We start from the raw sequence: 16,117 nt of genomic DNA on the forward strand, positions 1-16,117 counted from the left end.
CAAAATTAATTCGTCGACTATTTGACACACTGTTGAGTTCTCAAGAATCACACGCGCACCGTGGCTCGAACCGCTATTTGCTGCTCTCCCCTGCGGGGCTTTTCCGTACTTTATCGGAGACTTTCGCTTTCCACCAACTCGGCGGATTCGCTTCAGTTTCCTCATCACACACGACTGCCGGTCGGCGCCTTGCGGCTCCGTCCCCCGTTCGTGGCGACCCGGAGAACACTACGCCTCCGGGCCGGTTGCGCCAAATCGGGCGCGATGCGCCTGGCTCAGCGGACCTCGACGCCGGCGAAGCGCTTCTTTCCGCGCCGCAGCACCAGCCAGCTGCCGCCGATGAGGTCGGCCTCGGGCACGATCGCGTCCGGGTCCTCGACGCGCTCGTTGTTCACGTACGCGCCACCCTCGGAGATGGTCCGGCGCGCGTCTCCGTTGCTGGTCGCGAGACCCGCCGCGACCAGGAGGCTCACCACGCCGAGGCCGTCGGCGCGGTCCACGGTGACGGTGCCGGCCTCGCGCAGCGCCGCGGCCAGCGTCGAGGGGTCGAGCACCGTCAGGTCGCCACCGCCGAACAGCGCGGCCGCAGCCGCCTTCGCCTGCTCGGTCTCGCGGGCGCCGTGCACCAGGGTCGTCATGTGGTCGGCGAGGGCCTTCTGGCCGGCGCGGAGGAAGGGCTTCTCGGCCATCTCCGCATCCAGGGCCTCGATCTCCTCACGGGTGAGGAAGGTGAAGAACCGCAGCATCTCCCCCACCTTGACGTCCTCGACGTTGAGCCAGAACTGGTGGAACGCGTACGGAGACATCATCTCGGGGTCGAGCCACAGGGCGCCGCCTTCGGTCTTGCCGTACTTGGTGCCGTCCGCCTTGGTGACCAGCGGCGTGGTGAAGGCGTGCGCGTGGCCACCCTCGGCGCGGCGGATCAGCTCGACGCCGCCGGTGATGTTGCCCCACTGGTCGGAGCCACCGTGCTGCAGCGTGACGCCGAAGTCGCGGTAGAGGTTGAGGAAGTCCATCGACTGGAGCAGGACGTAGGAGAACTCCGTGTAGGAGATGCCGCTCTCGAGGCGGTTGCGCACGGTGTCGCGGGCGAGCATCCGGTTGACCGGGAAGTGCTTGCCGACCTCACGCAGGAAGTCGATCGTGGAGAGCGAGGCGGTCCAGTCGTAGTTGTTGACCAGGGTGGCGCCGTTCGTGCCGGTGAAGCCCTCGTCGCCCTCGAAGTCGAAGAACGGCGCGAGCTGACGGCGTAGGTTCTCCACCCACTCCTTGACGGTGTCGAGGGAGTTGAGGGTGCGCTCGCCGGAGTCCTTCGGGTCACCGATCATGCCGGTGGCGCCGCCGACCAGGGCGAACGGCGTGTGGCCGGCGCGCTGCAGGCGCATCGCGGTCACGATCTGCAGCAGGTTGCCCATGTGCAGGCTGGGCGCGCTCGGGTCGAAGCCGATGTAGAACCGTACGCTCCCGCCGGCCAGCGCGTCGCGGAGCGCGTCGCGGTCCGTCGAGTCGGCGATGAGACCGCGCCACTCGAGGTCGTCGAGGAGGGTGGGATCGATGGTCACGATGGGCCTTTCTGCACACGGAACGTCGCCCCAAGGGTGCCGTATCGGAGGCACTCACCGCGATTCGGTTCTCGCGCCGCGGATACTGTCAAGAGGGTGATCGCAGGGAGATACGCGCTCGGGCGTGAGCTCGGACGGGGAGGGATGGGCGCCGTCTGGCTGGGGACCGACGAGGTCCTGGGCCGGCCCGTGGCCCTGAAGAAGATTGCGCTGGTGCACGACCCGGCCCATGCCCGGGCCGAGCGGGAGGCACGGCTCGCGGCGCGCGTCAGCCACCCCCACGTGGTGGGCGTCTACGACCTGGTCACCGACGGCGCGGATCAGTGGCTGGTGATGGAGTACGTCGCCGGCACCACCCTGAGTGCGCGGATCGCCGCCCAGGGGCCGCTCTCCCCCGATGAGCTGGCACCGATCCTGAAGCAGATCGCCGACGCGCTCGCGGCGGCCCACGACGCCGGCGTCGTGCACCGCGACGTGAAGCCCTCCAACATCCTCATCGACGAGATCGGCACCGCGAAGCTGTCCGACTTCGGCATCGCGCGCAGCGACGACGCGGACGCCACCATGACCCAGTCGGGCTTCCTGACCGGATCGCCGTCGTACATCGCGCCGGAGGTGGCCCACGGCAAGCCGACCACGCCGGCCAGCGACGTCTGGTCGCTCGGGGCGACCGCCTACAGCGCGCTCGCCGGCCGCCCTCCCTACGAGGTCGGGGAGAACGTGGTGAGCACCCTCTTCCAGATCGTGCACGAGGACCCGCCGCGTACGGAGCGCGCCGGTCGGCTGGCGCCGCTGATCGCCGGGATGATGACCAAGGATCCCGAGCAGCGCTGGACGCTCGATCAGGTGCGGCGGTTCCTCGACGGACGGCCGGTCATCGCCTGGGAGCAGACGCGCACCATGCCGCGCATCGTGGCGCCGGCGCCCGCCCGTCCGCCAGAACGGCGCCCGCGCTGGCTCTGGGCCGCCGGAGCGCTGGCCGCCGCCGCCGCGGTGCTGGGCGGGATCCTGCTGCACGGCGGTGGCGATGACGGTGATGCGAACGCCGCGAGCGGTCGGGCCAGCACCTCGACGGGCGCCTCCACCGGCGCAACTCCCGCCGGCGCCACGACGCCGTCGCCGACCGCCTCCGCCTCCGCGAGCGACGCCGCGATGCAGGAGCGCATCCGCGCGTTCGTCACGACGTACCTCCAGACGGCGAGCAGCGACCCGCCCCGAGGGTTCGCGATGCTCACCCCGGACTACCAGCGGCGCAGCGGTGGGCTCGCCGGCTACCTGCGGTTCTGGGGGAAGGTGCGCAAGATCCACGACGTCACCGACGTGCAGCCCTCGCTCGATCCGTTGGGCGTCTCGTACCGCTATTCGTACACGCTGCGCGGAGACGGGAAGCGGACCGAGAACGTCCAGCTGCGGCTCGTGGACGACGGCGGGCGGCTGAGGATCGCCGCGAGCTGATGAGTAGGCCGTGCGGGGCTCGAACCCGCGACCCAAGGATTATGAGTCCTCTGCTCTAACCGACTGAGCTAACGGCCCGCCGGGACCCTATCGGTCCGTGGAGACACCGGGGTGCACCAGGTCGCTCTCGTAGGCGAGCACGACCGTCTGGGCGCGGCTGGCCAGCCCCTGGCCCAAGCGGACACCGCCCTGGGGCGCAGCACGCCGGGAGCCGCGGGCCAGGTGCGGAGGGCCTTGGACGCCAGCGGGCTGGTCTCGCTCGACAGGGCCCGGTACGTCGCCCCGGCGACGACATCGGCCGCCGGCGAGCAGCGCCTCTCGCTCGTCCTGCTGCTCGCCCTGCTGGCGTTCATCGCGCTCGGCGCGGCCAACACACTCGCCATGACGACGGCCTCGCGCCGCACCGAGATCGCGCTGCTCCGCCGCACCGGGGCGACCCGGCGCCAGCTGCTCGCGATGGGGACCTGGGAGGCCGGGATCGCCGCCGTGACGGCGTGGGTGATCGCCACGCTGGCCAGCATCCCCGCCGTCATCGGCGTCGACCTCGGCCTGCTCGGTCCGCGCCTGCCGTTCGTCGACCTCCGGACCTACGCAGCGCTCAGTGTCGTGGTCGGTGCCATCGCGGTCCTGGCCACGGTCCGCCGCTGGCATGGCAGCTCCGCCGGCCGGTCGCCCGACCCGGGTCCTGAGCGGCTCGCGACCCCGCTCCCGCACGACAAAAAAGGCCTGTGGCCTGCGATGTCCGCAGGCCACAGGCCTCTTGCTCGCTCCCCGAGTTGGACTCGAACCAACAACCGTCCGATTAACAGTCGGAAGCTCTGCCAATTGAGCTATCGGGGATCAGCCACTCGTTGCCGAGCGACGGGCGAAACCATAGCAACGCCACGCCCGACACCTCCAAATCGGGGTGCGCTCGAGCCGTCGCCTGCCTCAGCCGATGAGGCGCTCGCGCAACGAGCGGCGCTGCTGCTCGAGCGTGGCCGGCTCACCGAAGCGCGCCTGGTAGCCCGCCGGGTCCTTTGCCGGCACGGAGGCACCGGTCACCGGCACCACCCAGCCCAGGACCACCGTGCACGTCGCCATCACCGGCGACAGCGGAGCGATCGTCGCCCAGGGCAACGCCACCGTCGCGACCACCGGCGACTGGTCCTTCGGCCCGAGCACACTCTCGGACGGCGCGTACACGCTCTCGGCCGCCGGTACCGACCCGGTCGGGGCATCGCGGGCGCGCTGGCCCTGATCGCCGGACCGGCCCTGGCCCGACGGCCGGTGCGACGCCGGTACGAGTGGCTGGCCCCAGCGCTCCCGATCGGCGTCAGTGCCTCTTCAGGAGGCGCCGCACCGAGGCCATCTGTGCGGACAGCTTCTTCACCGAGGCGCTCAGCTTGACGTTCTGCGACGTGAGGCTGGCGACCTGAGCCTCCAGCGCAGCAACGTCCGCGGAGGAGCCTGCCGCTCCGGCGGGGCCCTGCTCACCCGCCGGACCCTGCGCACCCGCCGGACCCTGCGCACCGGTGGCACCGGTGGCACCCTGGGGTCCGCTGCCCGGGGCCGGGAGCGCGTCGACCTTGTCGTTCAGCGCCTTCACCGCGGCGAGGGCGACACCTGCGACGTCCTGCGGCGCGAGGAACTTGTCGTCCGAGCCGATCCCGAACGCGGCGTAGAACGCCGGCGGGTTCGGCGCGATGTGCGTTGCTCCGGCGTAGGTGTAGGTGTTGATCGCCACTGAGGAGAGCGTGTCGAGGAGGGATGCCCCGTCGGCCTCGGTCGCCGAGGCCATGTTGTCGCCGTTCTGCTCCACGAGGCCCCCATTGAGGACGTTGCCGTCGGCGCGGATGTCCACCGAGCTCGTCGGCGCGCCCGGGCGGATCCGGAACGGCAGCCGGCTGCCTCCGGTGACATCGCGGACGAAGAAGTTGGCCTCGTTGCCCGCGACGTCCCAGGTCTGCGGCGTGAACCCCCCTGCGTTCGTCTGGGCCAGGCGCAGGCCGGGGGTGTCGGATCCCTTGATCAGCAGGTACAGGTTGGTGCCGGTCAGCGCGTCGCCGTCGACGCACGCGCCGAGGCACTGGGAGCCCTGGATGTCCTGGTTGCCGGGGACGACGGTGTCCGCCGCCGCGGGGGCGCTGAAGGCGGCGGCGAGCGCGGCAGCGGGAAGGACGACGGACAGGGTACGGAGGCGCCGGCGCCGGCGCGACGAGATCATGGTGCCGAAGATAGTGGCGCATCGCGCCCCCTGTGGGAGAACTGTGAGATCAGCCGATGAGGCGCTCGCGCAACGAGCGGCGCTGCTGCTCGAGCGTGGCCAGCTCGCCGAAGAGCGCCTGGTAGCCCGCCGGGTCCTCCGCCGGACTGGTGCGCTGCAGGCGGCTGTGGACGTCGGAGATCCGGCGCTGCAGTGAGGCCTCCCGCAGCCGGATCACGTGCTCGGTGACGTAGCCGGCGTCGGGCTCGCGGTGGGAGGTCAACGGCTCGACGGCGAGCGCGCTGACGAGTGAGGTGAGCTGCGGCGTGGTGGCCGCACCGGCGAGCTTGGTCGCCCAGGCCTTGTCGCCGGCCCCTGCGCCCGGCCCGCCCGCGGCGGCGATGAGGCCCCAGACCGCCTGGTAGGCGGGGTGCTGGAAGTCTGCCGCGGTGATGTCGGCGGTGAGGCGACCGACCGCCACCGGGTGCTGGATCAGGACGCGCAGCGTGGCGCGCTCGATCGCGAAACGCGGGTCGCGCAGATCCGGTACGGGCGGGCGCGGCGGGGCGGCCTGCTCGGCGACGGCCACCGGGGCGTCACGGCGCTGACCCGCCGGGGCGGTGCTCGCGACGACGCGGTTGTCGCGGGCGCCGGCGCGGCGTACCTCCGCTCGGGCCTGGTCCGGCTCCACGCCGACCATCGCCGCGAGCTCGTGCGCGAACGCGTCGACCTTGGACTTGTCGCGGACGCTGGAGACCAGCCGGGCGCCCTCACGCAGGGCGTCGACACGTCCGTCGGCGCGGTCGAGGTCGTGCTTGGCGAGCACGTTGCCCAGGACGAACCGGTACAGCGGCTGGCGGCCGGCGATGAGCTCGCGTACGGCCTCGTCGCCCTGCTGCATCCGCAGGTCGCACGGGTCGAGGCCGTCGGGCGCGACCGCGACGTAGGTCTGCGAGGTGAACTCGGAGTCGCCGTTGAAGACCTTCATCGCCGCCGCCTGGCCGGCCGCGTCGCCGTCGAAGGTGAAGATCACCTCGCCCGAGGACTGGGTGTGGTCGGCCATGAAGCGGCGGACCACCTTGGCGTGATCGGGGGTGAACGCGGTGCCGCAGGTGGCGACGGCGGTGGTGATGCCGGCCAGGTGGCAGGCCATCACGTCGGTGTAGCCCTCGACGACGACGGCCTGGCCGGTCTTGCGCATGCCCTCGCGGGCCAGGTCGATGCCGTACAGGACGGTGTTCTTCTTGTAGATCGGCGTCTCTGAGGTGTTGATGTACTTGCCGTTGATCCGGTCATCGTCGAAGAGCTTGCGCGCGCCGAAGCCGATCACGTCACCGCTCGACTCCCGGATGGGCCAGAGCACTCGGCCCTGGAAGACATCCCAGCCGTTCTGCCGGGTGAGACCGCCGACGACCAGCTCCTCGTCCGAGAACCCGCGGCCTCGCAGGTGCTGGTGGAGCGAGCGCCCGTCGGTGGGCGCGAAGCCGATGCCGAACTGCAGGGCGGCGGCCTGGTCGAAGCTGCGCTCGGCGAGGAACTGGCGGCCCTTGACCGCGCCGGGCGTCATCAGCTGCTCGGCGAAGAACTCCTGGGCGATCTTGTGCGCCTCGATCAGCTTGCCGCGCTGCGGACCCCGGGGACGATCCTGCTGGCCGTCGCCCTCCTCGCGCTCGAGGGGCACCCCGTACTTCTCCGCGAGCCGCTCGACGGTCTCGCCGAACCCCAGCCCGTCGATCTTCATCACGAAGCTGATCACGTCGCCGCCGGTCTGGCAGCCGAAGCAGTAGAACATCTGGCGGGCGGGCGTGACCTGGAAGCTGGGCGACTTCTCGTCGTGGAACGGGCACAGGCCCTTCATCGAGCCGCCGCCGGCGTTGCGCAGCGTGACGTACTGGCTGATGACGTCGTCGATCCGGGCCCGCTCGCGCACCTCCTGGATGCTCTTGTCGAGAATGCGGCCGGCCACGGGCAGATACTAGGCGACCAAGCGAGCGACAGCGCGAGCGAGGAACGAGCTCGGGTGCTGGCCGCGAGCGCGGGAGCCAGGCGCGCAGCGCCTACGGTCGCGCCGGGGAGATCCGCCGTCGCTCCCCCAAGCTCGGGCGCCGGTCGGCCCACATCCGCTGGGCGGCGCGTACCTCCGCGACCCGCCAGGGATCGATGTCAGCGACGGCGAGGCCCTCGACGCCCGGCTCCACCTGGTCGAGGATGCGGCCCTCGGGGTCGACGATCGCGGAGCCGCCGATGAAGTCGTACGGCCTCCCGATCAGCCCGGCGAAGACGACATAGACGCCGTTGTCGAGAGCCCGTGCCCGGTAGTGCAGGTCCCGGCGGTGCCCACCGCCGGGGAAGTACGCGCCGCTGTTGGCATAGATGTCGATGCCCGCCGCGGCCGCATCGGCGGCGTGCTCGGGGAAGTTGGCGTCGTAGCAGACCGAGAGGGCGACATCGTGGCCCTCGACCGCGATCGTCGTGCCGTGCTCCCCGGCGGTGAAGTGCGTGCGCTCGGCGTCGTACAGGTGCTGCTTGGCATAGGCCGCGGTCGGCGCGCTGCCCGGCCGCAGGACGACGGTGCTCAGCGTGCGCCGGGTCCCATGGTCGAGCGGTGTGTTCAGCAGGACGGTCGCTCCGGCGGCGTCGACGGCGGCTTGGACCGGGGCGCACCAGACGAGGTCGGAGCTCGGCAGCGGCCCGTCGAAGACCGCCTCGTCGTACCCGGTGGTGAAGGCCTCGGGGAAGACGACGAGGCGCGCTCCGTGCGCGGCGGCGCGCTCGGTCCAGTGCACGGCGACGGCGAGGTTGCCGGCGACGTCGCCGGGGACGGCCTCGGCCTGGACGGCGGCGACGCGGAGCAGGCTCATCAATAGTCGCCGCTCATCACGTTGGCGAGCGGCTCGCCGGTCGCGTAGCGCTCGAGCTGGGCTCGGACGAGGCGGTACGCGCGCGGCCACATCGCGCTGCTCGCTCCCCCGGTGTGCGGGCTGATCAGCAGGCCGGGCGCACTCCACAGCGGGTGGCCGGCGGGCGGCGGCTCGGGATCGGTGACGTCGACGGCGGCGGTGATGCGGCCCGCATGCAGCGCCTCGACGAGCGCCTCGGTCTCGACCACCTGGCCGCGGGCCATATTGACCAGGAGCGCGCCCGGCCTCATCCGGGCCAGGAAGTCGGCGTCGACCAGGCCGCGGGTCTCGGTGGTCAGCGGCACGATCAGCACGACGACGTCGGCCTCCGGCAGCAGGGTCGGCAGCTCACCGATGGCCTGAACGCCTGCGCGCGCCGTACGGGCCACCCGGACGACCTCACACTCGAACGGAAGCAGCCGTGCCTCGATCGCGGCACCGATCGCGCCGTACCCGACGATCAGCACGCGCTTGTCGGCCAGCGACTGCGTGAAGCCATCACGGATCCACTCGCCGCGTTCCTGCTGGCGTACGAAACGGGGCAGCTCGCGCAGCGAGGCGAGGATCAGTGCCACCGTCAGCTCCGCGGTCGAGGTGTCGTGGATGCCGCGGCCGTTGCACAGCGTCACCCCGTCCGGGACGCGCCCACGGATGTTGTCGACGCCGGCACTCAGGGTCTGCACCACGTCGAGCGAGGTCATCCGCGGCAGGACCTCGGCGACGGCGGGGCCCATGTTGTAGGGCGTGACGTAGAACTGCACCTCGGCGACCGAGTCGGGCACGCGCACCATCGGGTCGACCACCTCGTACCGGAGGGCGGTGGGCGGCTCGCCGAGCTCGCTCGGGTCGAACGGCAGCCAGACCAGTGGCTTCTTCTTCATCCTCGTGCTCCTGTGACGAGTCGCCGGTGCCAGGCGACGGCAGTGGGGTCGGTCAGCGAGGCGACCTGGTCGAGCACGACGCGCACACGCGCCGCGTCGTCGCCCGCACCAACCCAGTCGTCGGCGAACGGCCGGTCGAGGGCGTCGGGGCCGCGATCGAGCAGGACGGCGACGAGCTCGGCGAGCAGCTCGCGCTGGCGCGCCATCAGCGCGACCCGGTCGTCGCTCTGCATGACGTAGTGCGCCGCGATCCCCTTGAGCACCGCCATCTCGCGCAGCGTCTGCTCGGGCACGACGAGATCTGCGTTGTAGCGGGTGAAGGGGGTCCCGGGTCCGGCCGCGTCGAAGCTGGCCTGCTGGACCGCGCCGCAGAAACGACCGATCAGGTCGCTGGTGAGGTTCTTGAGCGCGGCCAGGCCGCGCCGCGTGCCGTCGTACGGACGCGCGGGCCAGGAGCCGATGGTGGCGAGCCCGGCGAGGGTCTGGGTGACGTCGTCGTCGCTCAGGTCGGCCCGGTAGCCGGAGCGTACGGCCGCGCCGATGGCGGCGGCGTCGAGCGTGGTGAGGCTCAACCGGCCGGCGACGACGCCGTCCTCGACATCGTGCACCGAGTACGCGACGTCGTCGGCCAGGTCCATGATCTGGGCCTCGACGCACTTGCGCTGGGCCGGGGCACCGTCGCGCAGCCAGGTGAAGACGGGCAGGTCGTCGCCGTAGACGCCGAACTTGGGTCCGGGACGGTCGCCACGCTGCCAGGGGTACTTGGTGCAGGCGTCGAGGGTGGCGCGGGTGAGGTTGAGCCCGACCGACTCCCCCGCCCCGTCGAACGTCTTCGCCTCGAGGCGGGTCAGGATCCGCAGCGTCTGGGCGTTGCCCTCGAACCCGCCGGCGTCCGCGGCGATCCCTGCCAGGACGTCCTCGCCGTTGTGCCCGAACGGCGGGTGCCCGAGGTCGTGGGCGAGCGCCGCGGTCTCCGCCAGATCGGCCACCGACGGCTGAGCCGGGTTGAGCGCGCGGGAGACGTCGCGGGCGACCTGTGCGACCTCGAGGCTGTGGGTGAGGCGGTTGCGGACGAAGTCGTCGGCCTGGGGCCCGACGACCTGCGTCTTGGCGGCCAGGCGGCGCGAGGACGCGGCATGCACCACCCGGGCGCGGTCACGCTCGAACGGGGTGCGCTCGGGCGCCACCACCCGCTTGGGCGGCTCGGCGACCACCCGCTCACGGGCGTGCGCGTCATAGAGGGCATCCACGGTGGGCACCCTAGACGAAGCGAGCGAGGCCGCCGAGCTTGCTCGTGCGTGCCGAGCGAGCGAGTACGGCGCGCGCAGCGCGCTTAGACGAAGCGACCGAGGTCGCCGAGCGTGCTCGTGGGTGCCGAGCGAGGGAGCACGGTGCGCGCAGCGCGCCGGGGAGCAGCGGCGCGGTGCTGTCCGTCAGGCGGCGGTGGTGAACAGCGGCCGCAGCTGCGTGCGCTCGAGCCGGCGGACCAGCGGCCGGCTGAGGGCGCCCATCGCAAGCACCACCGGGACGGCGACGAGTGCGCCGAGAGCGAGCCCTGCGACGACGTCGAGCGGGAAGTGCACGCCGACGTAGACCCGCACGAAGGCCATCAGCACGGCCAGCACGGCCGTGACGATCCCGAGGGTCCGTGCGCCGCGTCCCCGCTCACCGTGCCAGGTGCTGAGCAGCACTGCGGCGAGCACCGCTCCGGCCATGGTCGCGTGGTCACTGGGGAAGGCGCCGTCCGTCGAGCGGTGTACCAGCACGAGGGCGGCCGGGAAGACGGTGAACGGGCGCGCCTCACCGATCCGGTGGACAAGCGGCTGGTTGAGCCCGACCGCGATCAGGACGGCGACCGGGGACCAGAGGGCGCGGGTGACGGCGCGCTCGCCCAGCCCGCGGGCACGCCACCAGGACACGAGCAGCAGGAGCGCGAAGAGGACCACGCCGTAGTCCGCGTAGAGCCGCGCCGGCTCGTGCAGCCATCCGGTGTGCCGCGCGAACGCGTTCACGTGCAAGTACAGCGAGCGATCGAAGCCGGGGGTCGTGTCCATGGTGTGATCACGCTAGGCGGGCGAGCATGAAGTCTTCATGAAAGTGCGCCGTTAGGCTTGGGCACCATGTCGGAGAATGTGGACCACGAGCTCGCCCGACGGCTGAAGGACGTGGCGGCCAGCGTGGCCGGGCTGAGCGAGGACGAGGCCGTCGAGATGCTCGAGACCCAGCTCAAGCAGGTGCGGGCCAACGGTCTGGCGCGGCACCGGCTCAGTCTCGCCCGCGCCCGCGGCACCCTCGCCAACGCGCTGTGCGGGGACACCGACCCCGACATGCTCGCCTCGCTCGAGGACATGGTCGACACGATCGAGAGGTCCGGTCCCGCCGACGTGGTGCCTCTCCCCTCACCGGCGAGCGCGGCCGACCCGGCCTCGACCGACTACGACCCCGAGCTCGCCGGCAACCTCGCCGAGCTGCTCGCGTGCCACCACCAGAACACGGTCAGCATCCTGGGCCTGATCGCGAAGACGTCCGTGGCCGGCGACGACCCTGAGCTCCTCGCCACGCTGGATGAGCTCCTGAACTACGACCTCGCAGCGATCACGGAGCTCGAAGGCAGTTAAGCGGCTCCAGGCTGAGCGTCGTCCGGTGCGTGCGATGGCAAGGCGCGGCCGCGAAGCCGACCTGGGGAGCGGAGCGGTCGGCGAGCGGCCGCAACGCGGCCAGCGTGCGTGCCGGGCGGCGCTCAGTTGGTGCCGATGTGGACATGGTCCATATGGTTCGCGGTCGGCGAGCCGTGGTCGCCGTAGGCGCGCCAGCCCTCCGAGGCACGTACGGGCGTCCAGATCCGGTCCCACCAGATGACGTCGTAGAGGTCGAAGTCGGCGGCGTGGGCCTGGGCCCAGGCGGCGATCTTGTCGCCGAGCTCCTTGTCCCCGGTCATCACGTCGATCGCGTTGCCGGTGTTGTGCTCGGAGCGGTTGGCCCACCCCCCGTACGAGGTGATCTGGGGAAACGCGTGGCAGACGGCACGGTAGACGCGGATCGTCTGCGGCTTGAGACCGTTCTCGACGCTGCTGTCGGGGCACGGCTGGTCGGAGAGCGGGCCGTCGGCGGGATCCAGCTCGGGCTTGTCGGCGGAGAGGTGGCCGGAGGTGACCCAGCGGATCGCGCCGTCGACGAGGACCTGCTGGCGACCGCTGCGGCTCAGGCCGGTGACCACGGCGGTGTCACCGGCGGCGAGCTCGCCGTCGAGGGTGGCACTGTCGCCGGGCGCGGTCCAGAGATTGAGGTCGGCGTCGGCATACATCGTGGTGCGGCTCAGCGATCGCGAGGCGATCGGCGCGCGCTTGATGACGCCGGTCGGCGTGACCACCGCGGCCGGCGAGCTCGAGGCGGGTCCGGCGGTGGCGCTGGTGGGGGCGCTGGCCGTGACGCTCGCCGAGACGCTGGGCGCGACCTTGCCGAGGTCCTGGGCCATGTCGACGGTCCCGACACCGGCACCGCCCTGCGTCGCGACGCCGACGGCAACGGCGCCACCGGTCACGACGAGAGCCGTCGAGGCGGCGAAGAGGGGAAGGCTGAGCCTTCGCACGAACGACGGGCGGGCATCGGTGTCCCGCTTGTGGCTACCGGCCACGGCGCTGATCCTTTGCTGTTGCTGACAGGGCCGAACGAGTAGAACACATACGGGGGCGGGTACCGAATCCCTTAACCCCGTGTCGCTCCGGCTCAGCCGCCGGAGACGGTGTCCTCGGGGATGGCGCAGCCGACGCCGTCGGTGTCGTCGAGCCAGCCGTCGGGCATGACGACCTTCGAGCGCGGGGCGCCCTGGCGCCCACGCGGAGCACCCAGCTCGGAGGCCGGGAAGGGCTCACTCGGGTCGAGCTCGGCGAGCAGCCGGTCGAGGTCGGCGAGGGCCTTGACCAGGCCGAGGTCGCGGCGCATGTCGCCACCGGCGCGGAAGCCCTTGAGGTACCAGGTGACGTGCTTGCGGATCTCCTTGCAGCCGCGCTCCTCGCCCATGTGACTGCACAGCAGCTCGGCGTGGCGGCGCATCATCGCGGCGACCTCGCCCAGGGTCGGGAGGGTCGCGACCTGGTCGCCCCGGAACGCGGCGGCGAGATCGCGGAAGAGCCAGGGCCGGCCGAGACAGCCGCGGCCGACGACGACGCCGTCGACCCCGGTCTCCGTGACCATCCGCAGCGCGTCGGCGGCCTCCCAGATGTCGCCGTTGCCGAGCACCGGGATGGAGCCGACGGCGGCCTTGAGCTCGGCGATGGCCTCCCAGTCGGCCACGCCGGAGTAGGCCTGGGACACCGTACGTCCGTGGAGCGCGATCGCCGCGACACCGCTGTCGGCCGCGATCCGCCCGGCGTCGAGGTACGTCAGGTGGTCGTCGTCGATGCCCTTGCGGGTCTTCATCGTCACGGGCACGCCGTACGGCTCGGCGGCCGTGACCGCGGCCTTGAGGATCTCGCCGAGCAGGGTGCGCTTCCACGGCAGCACGCCGCCGCCGCCCTTGCGGGTGACCTTGGGGACCGGGCAGCCGAAGTTGAGGTCGACGTGCGCGACGCCGTACTCGGCGCAGAGGATCTCGGTCGCCTTGCCGACATAGACCGGGTCGGTGCCGTAGAGCTGGACGCTGCGACGGGTCTCGATCTCGTCGAAGACCAGCATGTCCTTGGTGTGCTCGTCGCCCTCGACCAGGCCGCGGGAGGTGATCATCTCGCAGACGAAGAGGCCGTCGGCCCCCTCGGCGCGCATCATCTCCAGGCAGAGCCGGCGGTACGCGGCATTGGTGATGCCCGCCATCGGCGCGAGCACGACGGGCGTCGAGATCTCGAGGTCACCGAGGCGTAGCGGGTTCATGCCCCCGATTGTCCGGCGAGGGGGTGCCGGATCCCAAAGTGGCGGATGCCGAGGGCTTGGGCGCCGGCGAGATCGGCGTGAGCGACCCGCTCCACGAGATCGGGTTGAACTCCTGCGTCGGCCGGAACATGACGCCGTCGAGCGACCCGCCGCCGGGCACCAGGTAGACCAGGCAGACGTCCACGCTGGCCCCGGCAGGGAACGGCGTCGGCAGCGTGCCGGGCTCGCACGGCTTGAACGAGCTGGCGAAGCTCGTCGCCTCGACCAGCGCGCCGGAGCTGGCCGCGCCGTAGAGCGGCACCTGCTGGCCGCTCAGGTCGGAGGTGCCGGCGTTCTTCACCGTCGCCTCGACGAAGAACGGCGTGTTCGCCTTGGTCTTCGCGTCGAGCTGCCAGCCCTTGAAGGAGTCGGCGAAGGTCGTCCGGTGCAGTGCTCCGACGGTGATGTCGAGGACGCCGACGGTCTGCTGGCTGGGCGCCCACGCGACGGTGGCGCGCTCCCCCAGCCCGAGCTCGGTGCCCGGGGCGGTGAGGGCGGTCCCCTTCGGCGCCTCCGAGGCGGCCCCGCTCGGGTAGCCCGACGGCACGGCACCCGGACTCGGGCTGCCGGTCGTGGCCACCCCAGAGGGGCCGGCCTTAGGCGAGTCCGCACCACACCCCGCCAGCGCTGCGCCGGCCACCAGGCCGGCGAGCGCGAGCGCCAGAGAGGATGCGGTGCGGGTCGTCACGATCAGTCCAGGAACTTCTCCGCGAAGTAGGCGCTGATGCGGTCGAGCGAGACCCGCTCCTGCGCCATCGTGTCGCGCTCGCGGACCGTGACGGCCTGGTCCTCGAGGGTGTCGAAGTCGACGGTGACGCAGAACGGCGTGCCGATCTCGTCCTGGCGGCGGTAGCGGCGGCCGATGGCGCCGGCGTCGTCGAAGTCGACGTTCCAGTTGCGGCGCAGCTCGGCGGCCAGGTCCTTCGCCTTCGGCGACAGGTCCGCGTTGCGCGACAGCGGCAGGACGGCGATCTTGACCGGCGCGAGGCGCTTGTCGAGCTTGAGCACGACGCGCTTGTCGACGCCGCCCTTGGTGTTGGGCGCCTCGTCCTCGGTGTACGCGTCGACCAGGAAGGTCATCAGGGAGCGGGACAGGCCGGCTGCCGGCTCGATCACGTACGGGACGTAGCGCTCGTTGTTCGCCTGGTCGAAGTACGACAGGTCCGCGCCCGAGTGCTTGGCGTGGGTGGAGAGGTCGAAGTCCGTACGGTTCGCGACACCCTCGAGCTCGCCCCACTCCGAACCGGCGAAGTTGAAGCGGTACTCCACGTCGACGGTGCGCTTGGAGTAGTGCGACAGCTTCTCCTTGGCGTGCTCGTACAGGCGAAGGTTGTCGGGGTTGATGCCGAGGTCGACGTACCACTGGAGACGGGTGTCGATCCAGTACTGGTGCCACTCCTCGTCCTCACCCGGCTTGACGAAGAACTCCATCTCCATCTGCTCGAACTCGCGGGTGCGGAAGATGAAGTTGCCCGGGGTGATCTCGTTGCGGAACGACTTGCCCATCTGGGCGATGCCGAACGGGGGCTTCATCCGCTGGGAGGTCACCACGTTGGCGAAGTTGAGGAAGATGCCCTGCGCGGTCTCGGGGCGCAGGTAGTGCAGCCCGGACTCGTCGTCGACGACACCGAGGTAGGTCTTGAGCAGGCCGGAGAACTGCTTCGGCTCGGTCCAGGCGCCGCGGGTGCCGCAGTCGGGGCAGACGACGTCCGACATCGGGACGTCATCGGGGTTGATCGGGTTGCCCTTCTTGGCCGCCTTCTCCGCGTACGACTCCTGGAGGTGGTCCTGACGGTGGCGCTTGTGGCAGGACTGGCACTCGATCAGCGGGTCCGAGAACGTCGCGACGTGACCCGAGGCCTCCCAGGTCTGGCGCGGCAGGATGATCGAGGAGTCGAGGCCGACGACGTCCTCACGCGTCTGCACCATGGACTTCCACCACTGGCGCTTGATGTTCTCCTTGAGCTCGACGCCCAGCGGGCCGTAGTCCCACGCGCTCTTCGTACCGCCGTAGATCTCGCCACAGGGGTAGACGAAGCCTCGACGCTTGGCGAGCGAGACGACGTGATCGACGGTGGAGGCAGGGGCCTTGGCCACGGGAGATTCCTTCTGATCGGTGAGCGCGCCACCGGCTGTGGTGCGTGGGACCACCCTATCCAGGGCGGTCGGGTGGCCGGCAGGGAGCCGGGCACGTGCTCAACACTTTTGACAATGGTTCTCATGCTGAGT

At 71.2% G+C, this 16,117-nt stretch carries 15 protein-coding genes, 2 tRNA genes and 1 pseudogene; 4 read left to right on the forward strand and 14 right to left on the reverse strand.

Translation table 11 applies throughout. From position 1 onward, the window contains the following. Positions 1–275: 275 nt before the first annotated feature. Positions 276–1,562 (reverse strand): tyrosine--tRNA ligase, encoded by a 1,287-nt coding sequence (gene tyrS, locus KSO98_RS13310; RefSeq protein ID WP_225286114.1) that lies wholly within the window; start codon positions 1,560–1,562, stop codon positions 276–278. 96 nt (positions 1,563–1,658) lie between these two features. Between tyrS and KSO98_RS13315 the strand changes: the two genes are divergently transcribed. Further along, positions 1,659–3,017, forward strand: coding sequence for a serine/threonine-protein kinase (locus KSO98_RS13315; protein WP_225286115.1), 1,359 nt, complete (start codon positions 1,659–1,661; stop codon positions 3,015–3,017). Between the two features lie 4 nt (positions 3,018–3,021). Here KSO98_RS13315 and KSO98_RS13320 read toward each other — a convergent pair. Beyond that, positions 3,022–3,095 (reverse strand) — tRNA-Ile (locus tag KSO98_RS13320). A gap of 303 nt (positions 3,096–3,398) precedes the next feature. Between KSO98_RS13320 and KSO98_RS19070 the strand changes: the two are divergent. Next, positions 3,399–3,599 (forward strand): annotated as a pseudogene (locus tag KSO98_RS19070) (FtsX-like permease family protein); the annotation flags it as partial. A 185-nt stretch (positions 3,600–3,784) separates the two neighbouring features. On the opposite strand, the gene KSO98_RS13330 reads toward KSO98_RS19070, so the two are convergent. After that, positions 3,785–3,857, reverse strand: a tRNA-Asn gene (locus KSO98_RS13330). A gap of 90 nt (positions 3,858–3,947) precedes the next feature. Then, positions 3,948–4,100, reverse strand: a complete 153-nt coding sequence (locus KSO98_RS13335; RefSeq protein ID WP_225286117.1) for a hypothetical protein — start codon at positions 4,098–4,100, stop codon at positions 3,948–3,950. Between KSO98_RS13335 and KSO98_RS13340 the strand changes: the two genes are divergently transcribed. After that, complete coding sequence (locus tag KSO98_RS13340) at positions 4,087–4,257, forward strand: Ig-like domain-containing protein (protein WP_225286119.1); 171 nt, start codon at positions 4,087–4,089, stop codon at positions 4,255–4,257. The genes KSO98_RS13335 and KSO98_RS13340 overlap by 14 nt on opposite strands. Positions 4,258–4,332: 75 nt before the next feature. Here KSO98_RS13340 and KSO98_RS13345 read toward each other — a convergent pair whose 3' ends face one another. From KSO98_RS13345 to KSO98_RS13370, 6 genes are all read right to left on the reverse strand, one after another. After that, on the reverse strand, positions 4,333–5,223 hold the full coding sequence (locus KSO98_RS13345) for a collagen-like protein (RefSeq protein WP_225286120.1): 891 nt from the start codon (positions 5,221–5,223) through the stop codon (positions 4,333–4,335). Between the two features lie 49 nt (positions 5,224–5,272). Continuing rightward, positions 5,273–7,168 (reverse strand): DNA primase, encoded by a 1,896-nt coding sequence (gene dnaG / locus KSO98_RS13350; RefSeq protein ID WP_225286121.1) that lies wholly within the window; start codon positions 7,166–7,168, stop codon positions 5,273–5,275. Between the two features lie 91 nt (positions 7,169–7,259). Continuing rightward, complete coding sequence (locus KSO98_RS13355) at positions 7,260–8,063, reverse strand: carbon-nitrogen hydrolase family protein (RefSeq protein ID WP_225286122.1); 804 nt, start codon at positions 8,061–8,063, stop codon at positions 7,260–7,262. Beyond that, on the reverse strand, positions 8,063–8,983 hold the full coding sequence (locus KSO98_RS13360) for a 2-hydroxyacid dehydrogenase (protein WP_225286123.1): 921 nt from the start codon (positions 8,981–8,983) through the stop codon (positions 8,063–8,065). The genes KSO98_RS13355 and KSO98_RS13360 overlap by 1 nt, the downstream gene beginning before the upstream one ends. Continuing rightward, on the reverse strand, positions 8,980–10,233 hold the full coding sequence (locus KSO98_RS13365) for a deoxyguanosinetriphosphate triphosphohydrolase (RefSeq protein WP_225286124.1): 1,254 nt from the start codon (positions 10,231–10,233) through the stop codon (positions 8,980–8,982). Before KSO98_RS13365 ends, KSO98_RS13360 begins: the two co-directional genes overlap by 4 nt. A 183-nt stretch (positions 10,234–10,416) precedes the next feature. Next, on the reverse strand, positions 10,417–11,037 hold the full coding sequence (locus tag KSO98_RS13370) for a phosphatase PAP2 family protein (protein ID WP_225286125.1): 621 nt from the start codon (positions 11,035–11,037) through the stop codon (positions 10,417–10,419). 66 nt (positions 11,038–11,103) lie between these two features. Between KSO98_RS13370 and KSO98_RS13375 the strand changes: the two genes are divergently transcribed. Further along, the gene (locus KSO98_RS13375; RefSeq protein ID WP_225286126.1) at positions 11,104–11,601 is read left to right on the forward strand and encodes a hypothetical protein; all 498 of its coding nucleotides are present in this window, start codon (positions 11,104–11,106) and stop codon (positions 11,599–11,601) included. A 122-nt stretch (positions 11,602–11,723) separates the two neighbouring features. Here KSO98_RS13375 and KSO98_RS13380 read toward each other — a convergent pair whose 3' ends face one another. The 4 genes from KSO98_RS13380 to KSO98_RS13395 all read right to left on the reverse strand — a co-directional run bounded on the left by KSO98_RS13380 (position 11,724) and on the right by KSO98_RS13395 (position 15,985). After that, positions 11,724–12,617 (reverse strand): VldE C-terminal domain-containing protein, encoded by an 894-nt coding sequence (locus KSO98_RS13380; protein ID WP_225286127.1) that lies wholly within the window; start codon positions 12,615–12,617, stop codon positions 11,724–11,726. A gap of 92 nt (positions 12,618–12,709) precedes the next feature. Next, complete coding sequence (gene dusB / locus KSO98_RS13385) at positions 12,710–13,849, reverse strand: tRNA dihydrouridine synthase DusB (protein ID WP_225286128.1); 1,140 nt, start codon at positions 13,847–13,849, stop codon at positions 12,710–12,712. Next, a complete protein-coding gene (locus tag KSO98_RS13390; protein ID WP_225286130.1) occupies positions 13,827–14,576 on the reverse strand; it encodes a hypothetical protein in 750 nt (249 codons plus the stop codon). Before KSO98_RS13390 ends, dusB begins: the two co-directional genes overlap by 23 nt. A 2-nt stretch (positions 14,577–14,578) precedes the next feature. Beyond that, a complete protein-coding gene (locus KSO98_RS13395; RefSeq protein WP_225286131.1) occupies positions 14,579–15,985 on the reverse strand; it encodes a glycine--tRNA ligase in 1,407 nt (468 codons plus the stop codon). Between the last annotated feature and the right edge of the window lie 132 nt (positions 15,986–16,117).

It is taken from the genome of Nocardioides nematodiphilus (assembly GCF_020216525.1).
Classification (GTDB): domain Bacteria; phylum Actinomycetota; class Actinomycetes; order Propionibacteriales; family Nocardioidaceae; genus Nocardioides; species Nocardioides nematodiphilus.

What these genes read in the sequence shown, in the direction of transcription:
- KSO98_RS13345 (WP_225286120.1), bottom strand. Translation starts at nt 5,223, where the DNA reads ATGATCTCGTCGCGCCGGCGCCGGCGCCTCCGTACCCTGTCCGTCGTC.
- KSO98_RS13375 (WP_225286126.1), top strand. Translation starts at nt 11,104, where the DNA reads ATGTCGGAGAATGTGGACCACGAGCTCGCCCGACGGCTGAAGGACGTG.
- KSO98_RS13335 (WP_225286117.1), bottom strand. Translation starts at nt 4,100, where the DNA reads ATGGCGACGTGCACGGTGGTCCTGGGCTGGGTGGTGCCGGTGACCGGT.
- dusB (WP_225286128.1), bottom strand. Translation starts at nt 13,849, where the DNA reads ATGAACCCGCTACGCCTCGGTGACCTCGAGATCTCGACGCCCGTCGTG.
- KSO98_RS13355 (WP_225286122.1), bottom strand. Translation starts at nt 8,063, where the DNA reads ATGAGCCTGCTCCGCGTCGCCGCCGTCCAGGCCGAGGCCGTCCCCGGC.
- KSO98_RS13370 (WP_225286125.1), bottom strand. Translation starts at nt 11,037, where the DNA reads ATGGACACGACCCCCGGCTTCGATCGCTCGCTGTACTTGCACGTGAAC.
- KSO98_RS13360 (WP_225286123.1), bottom strand. Translation starts at nt 8,983, where the DNA reads ATGAAGAAGAAGCCACTGGTCTGGCTGCCGTTCGACCCGAGCGAGCTC.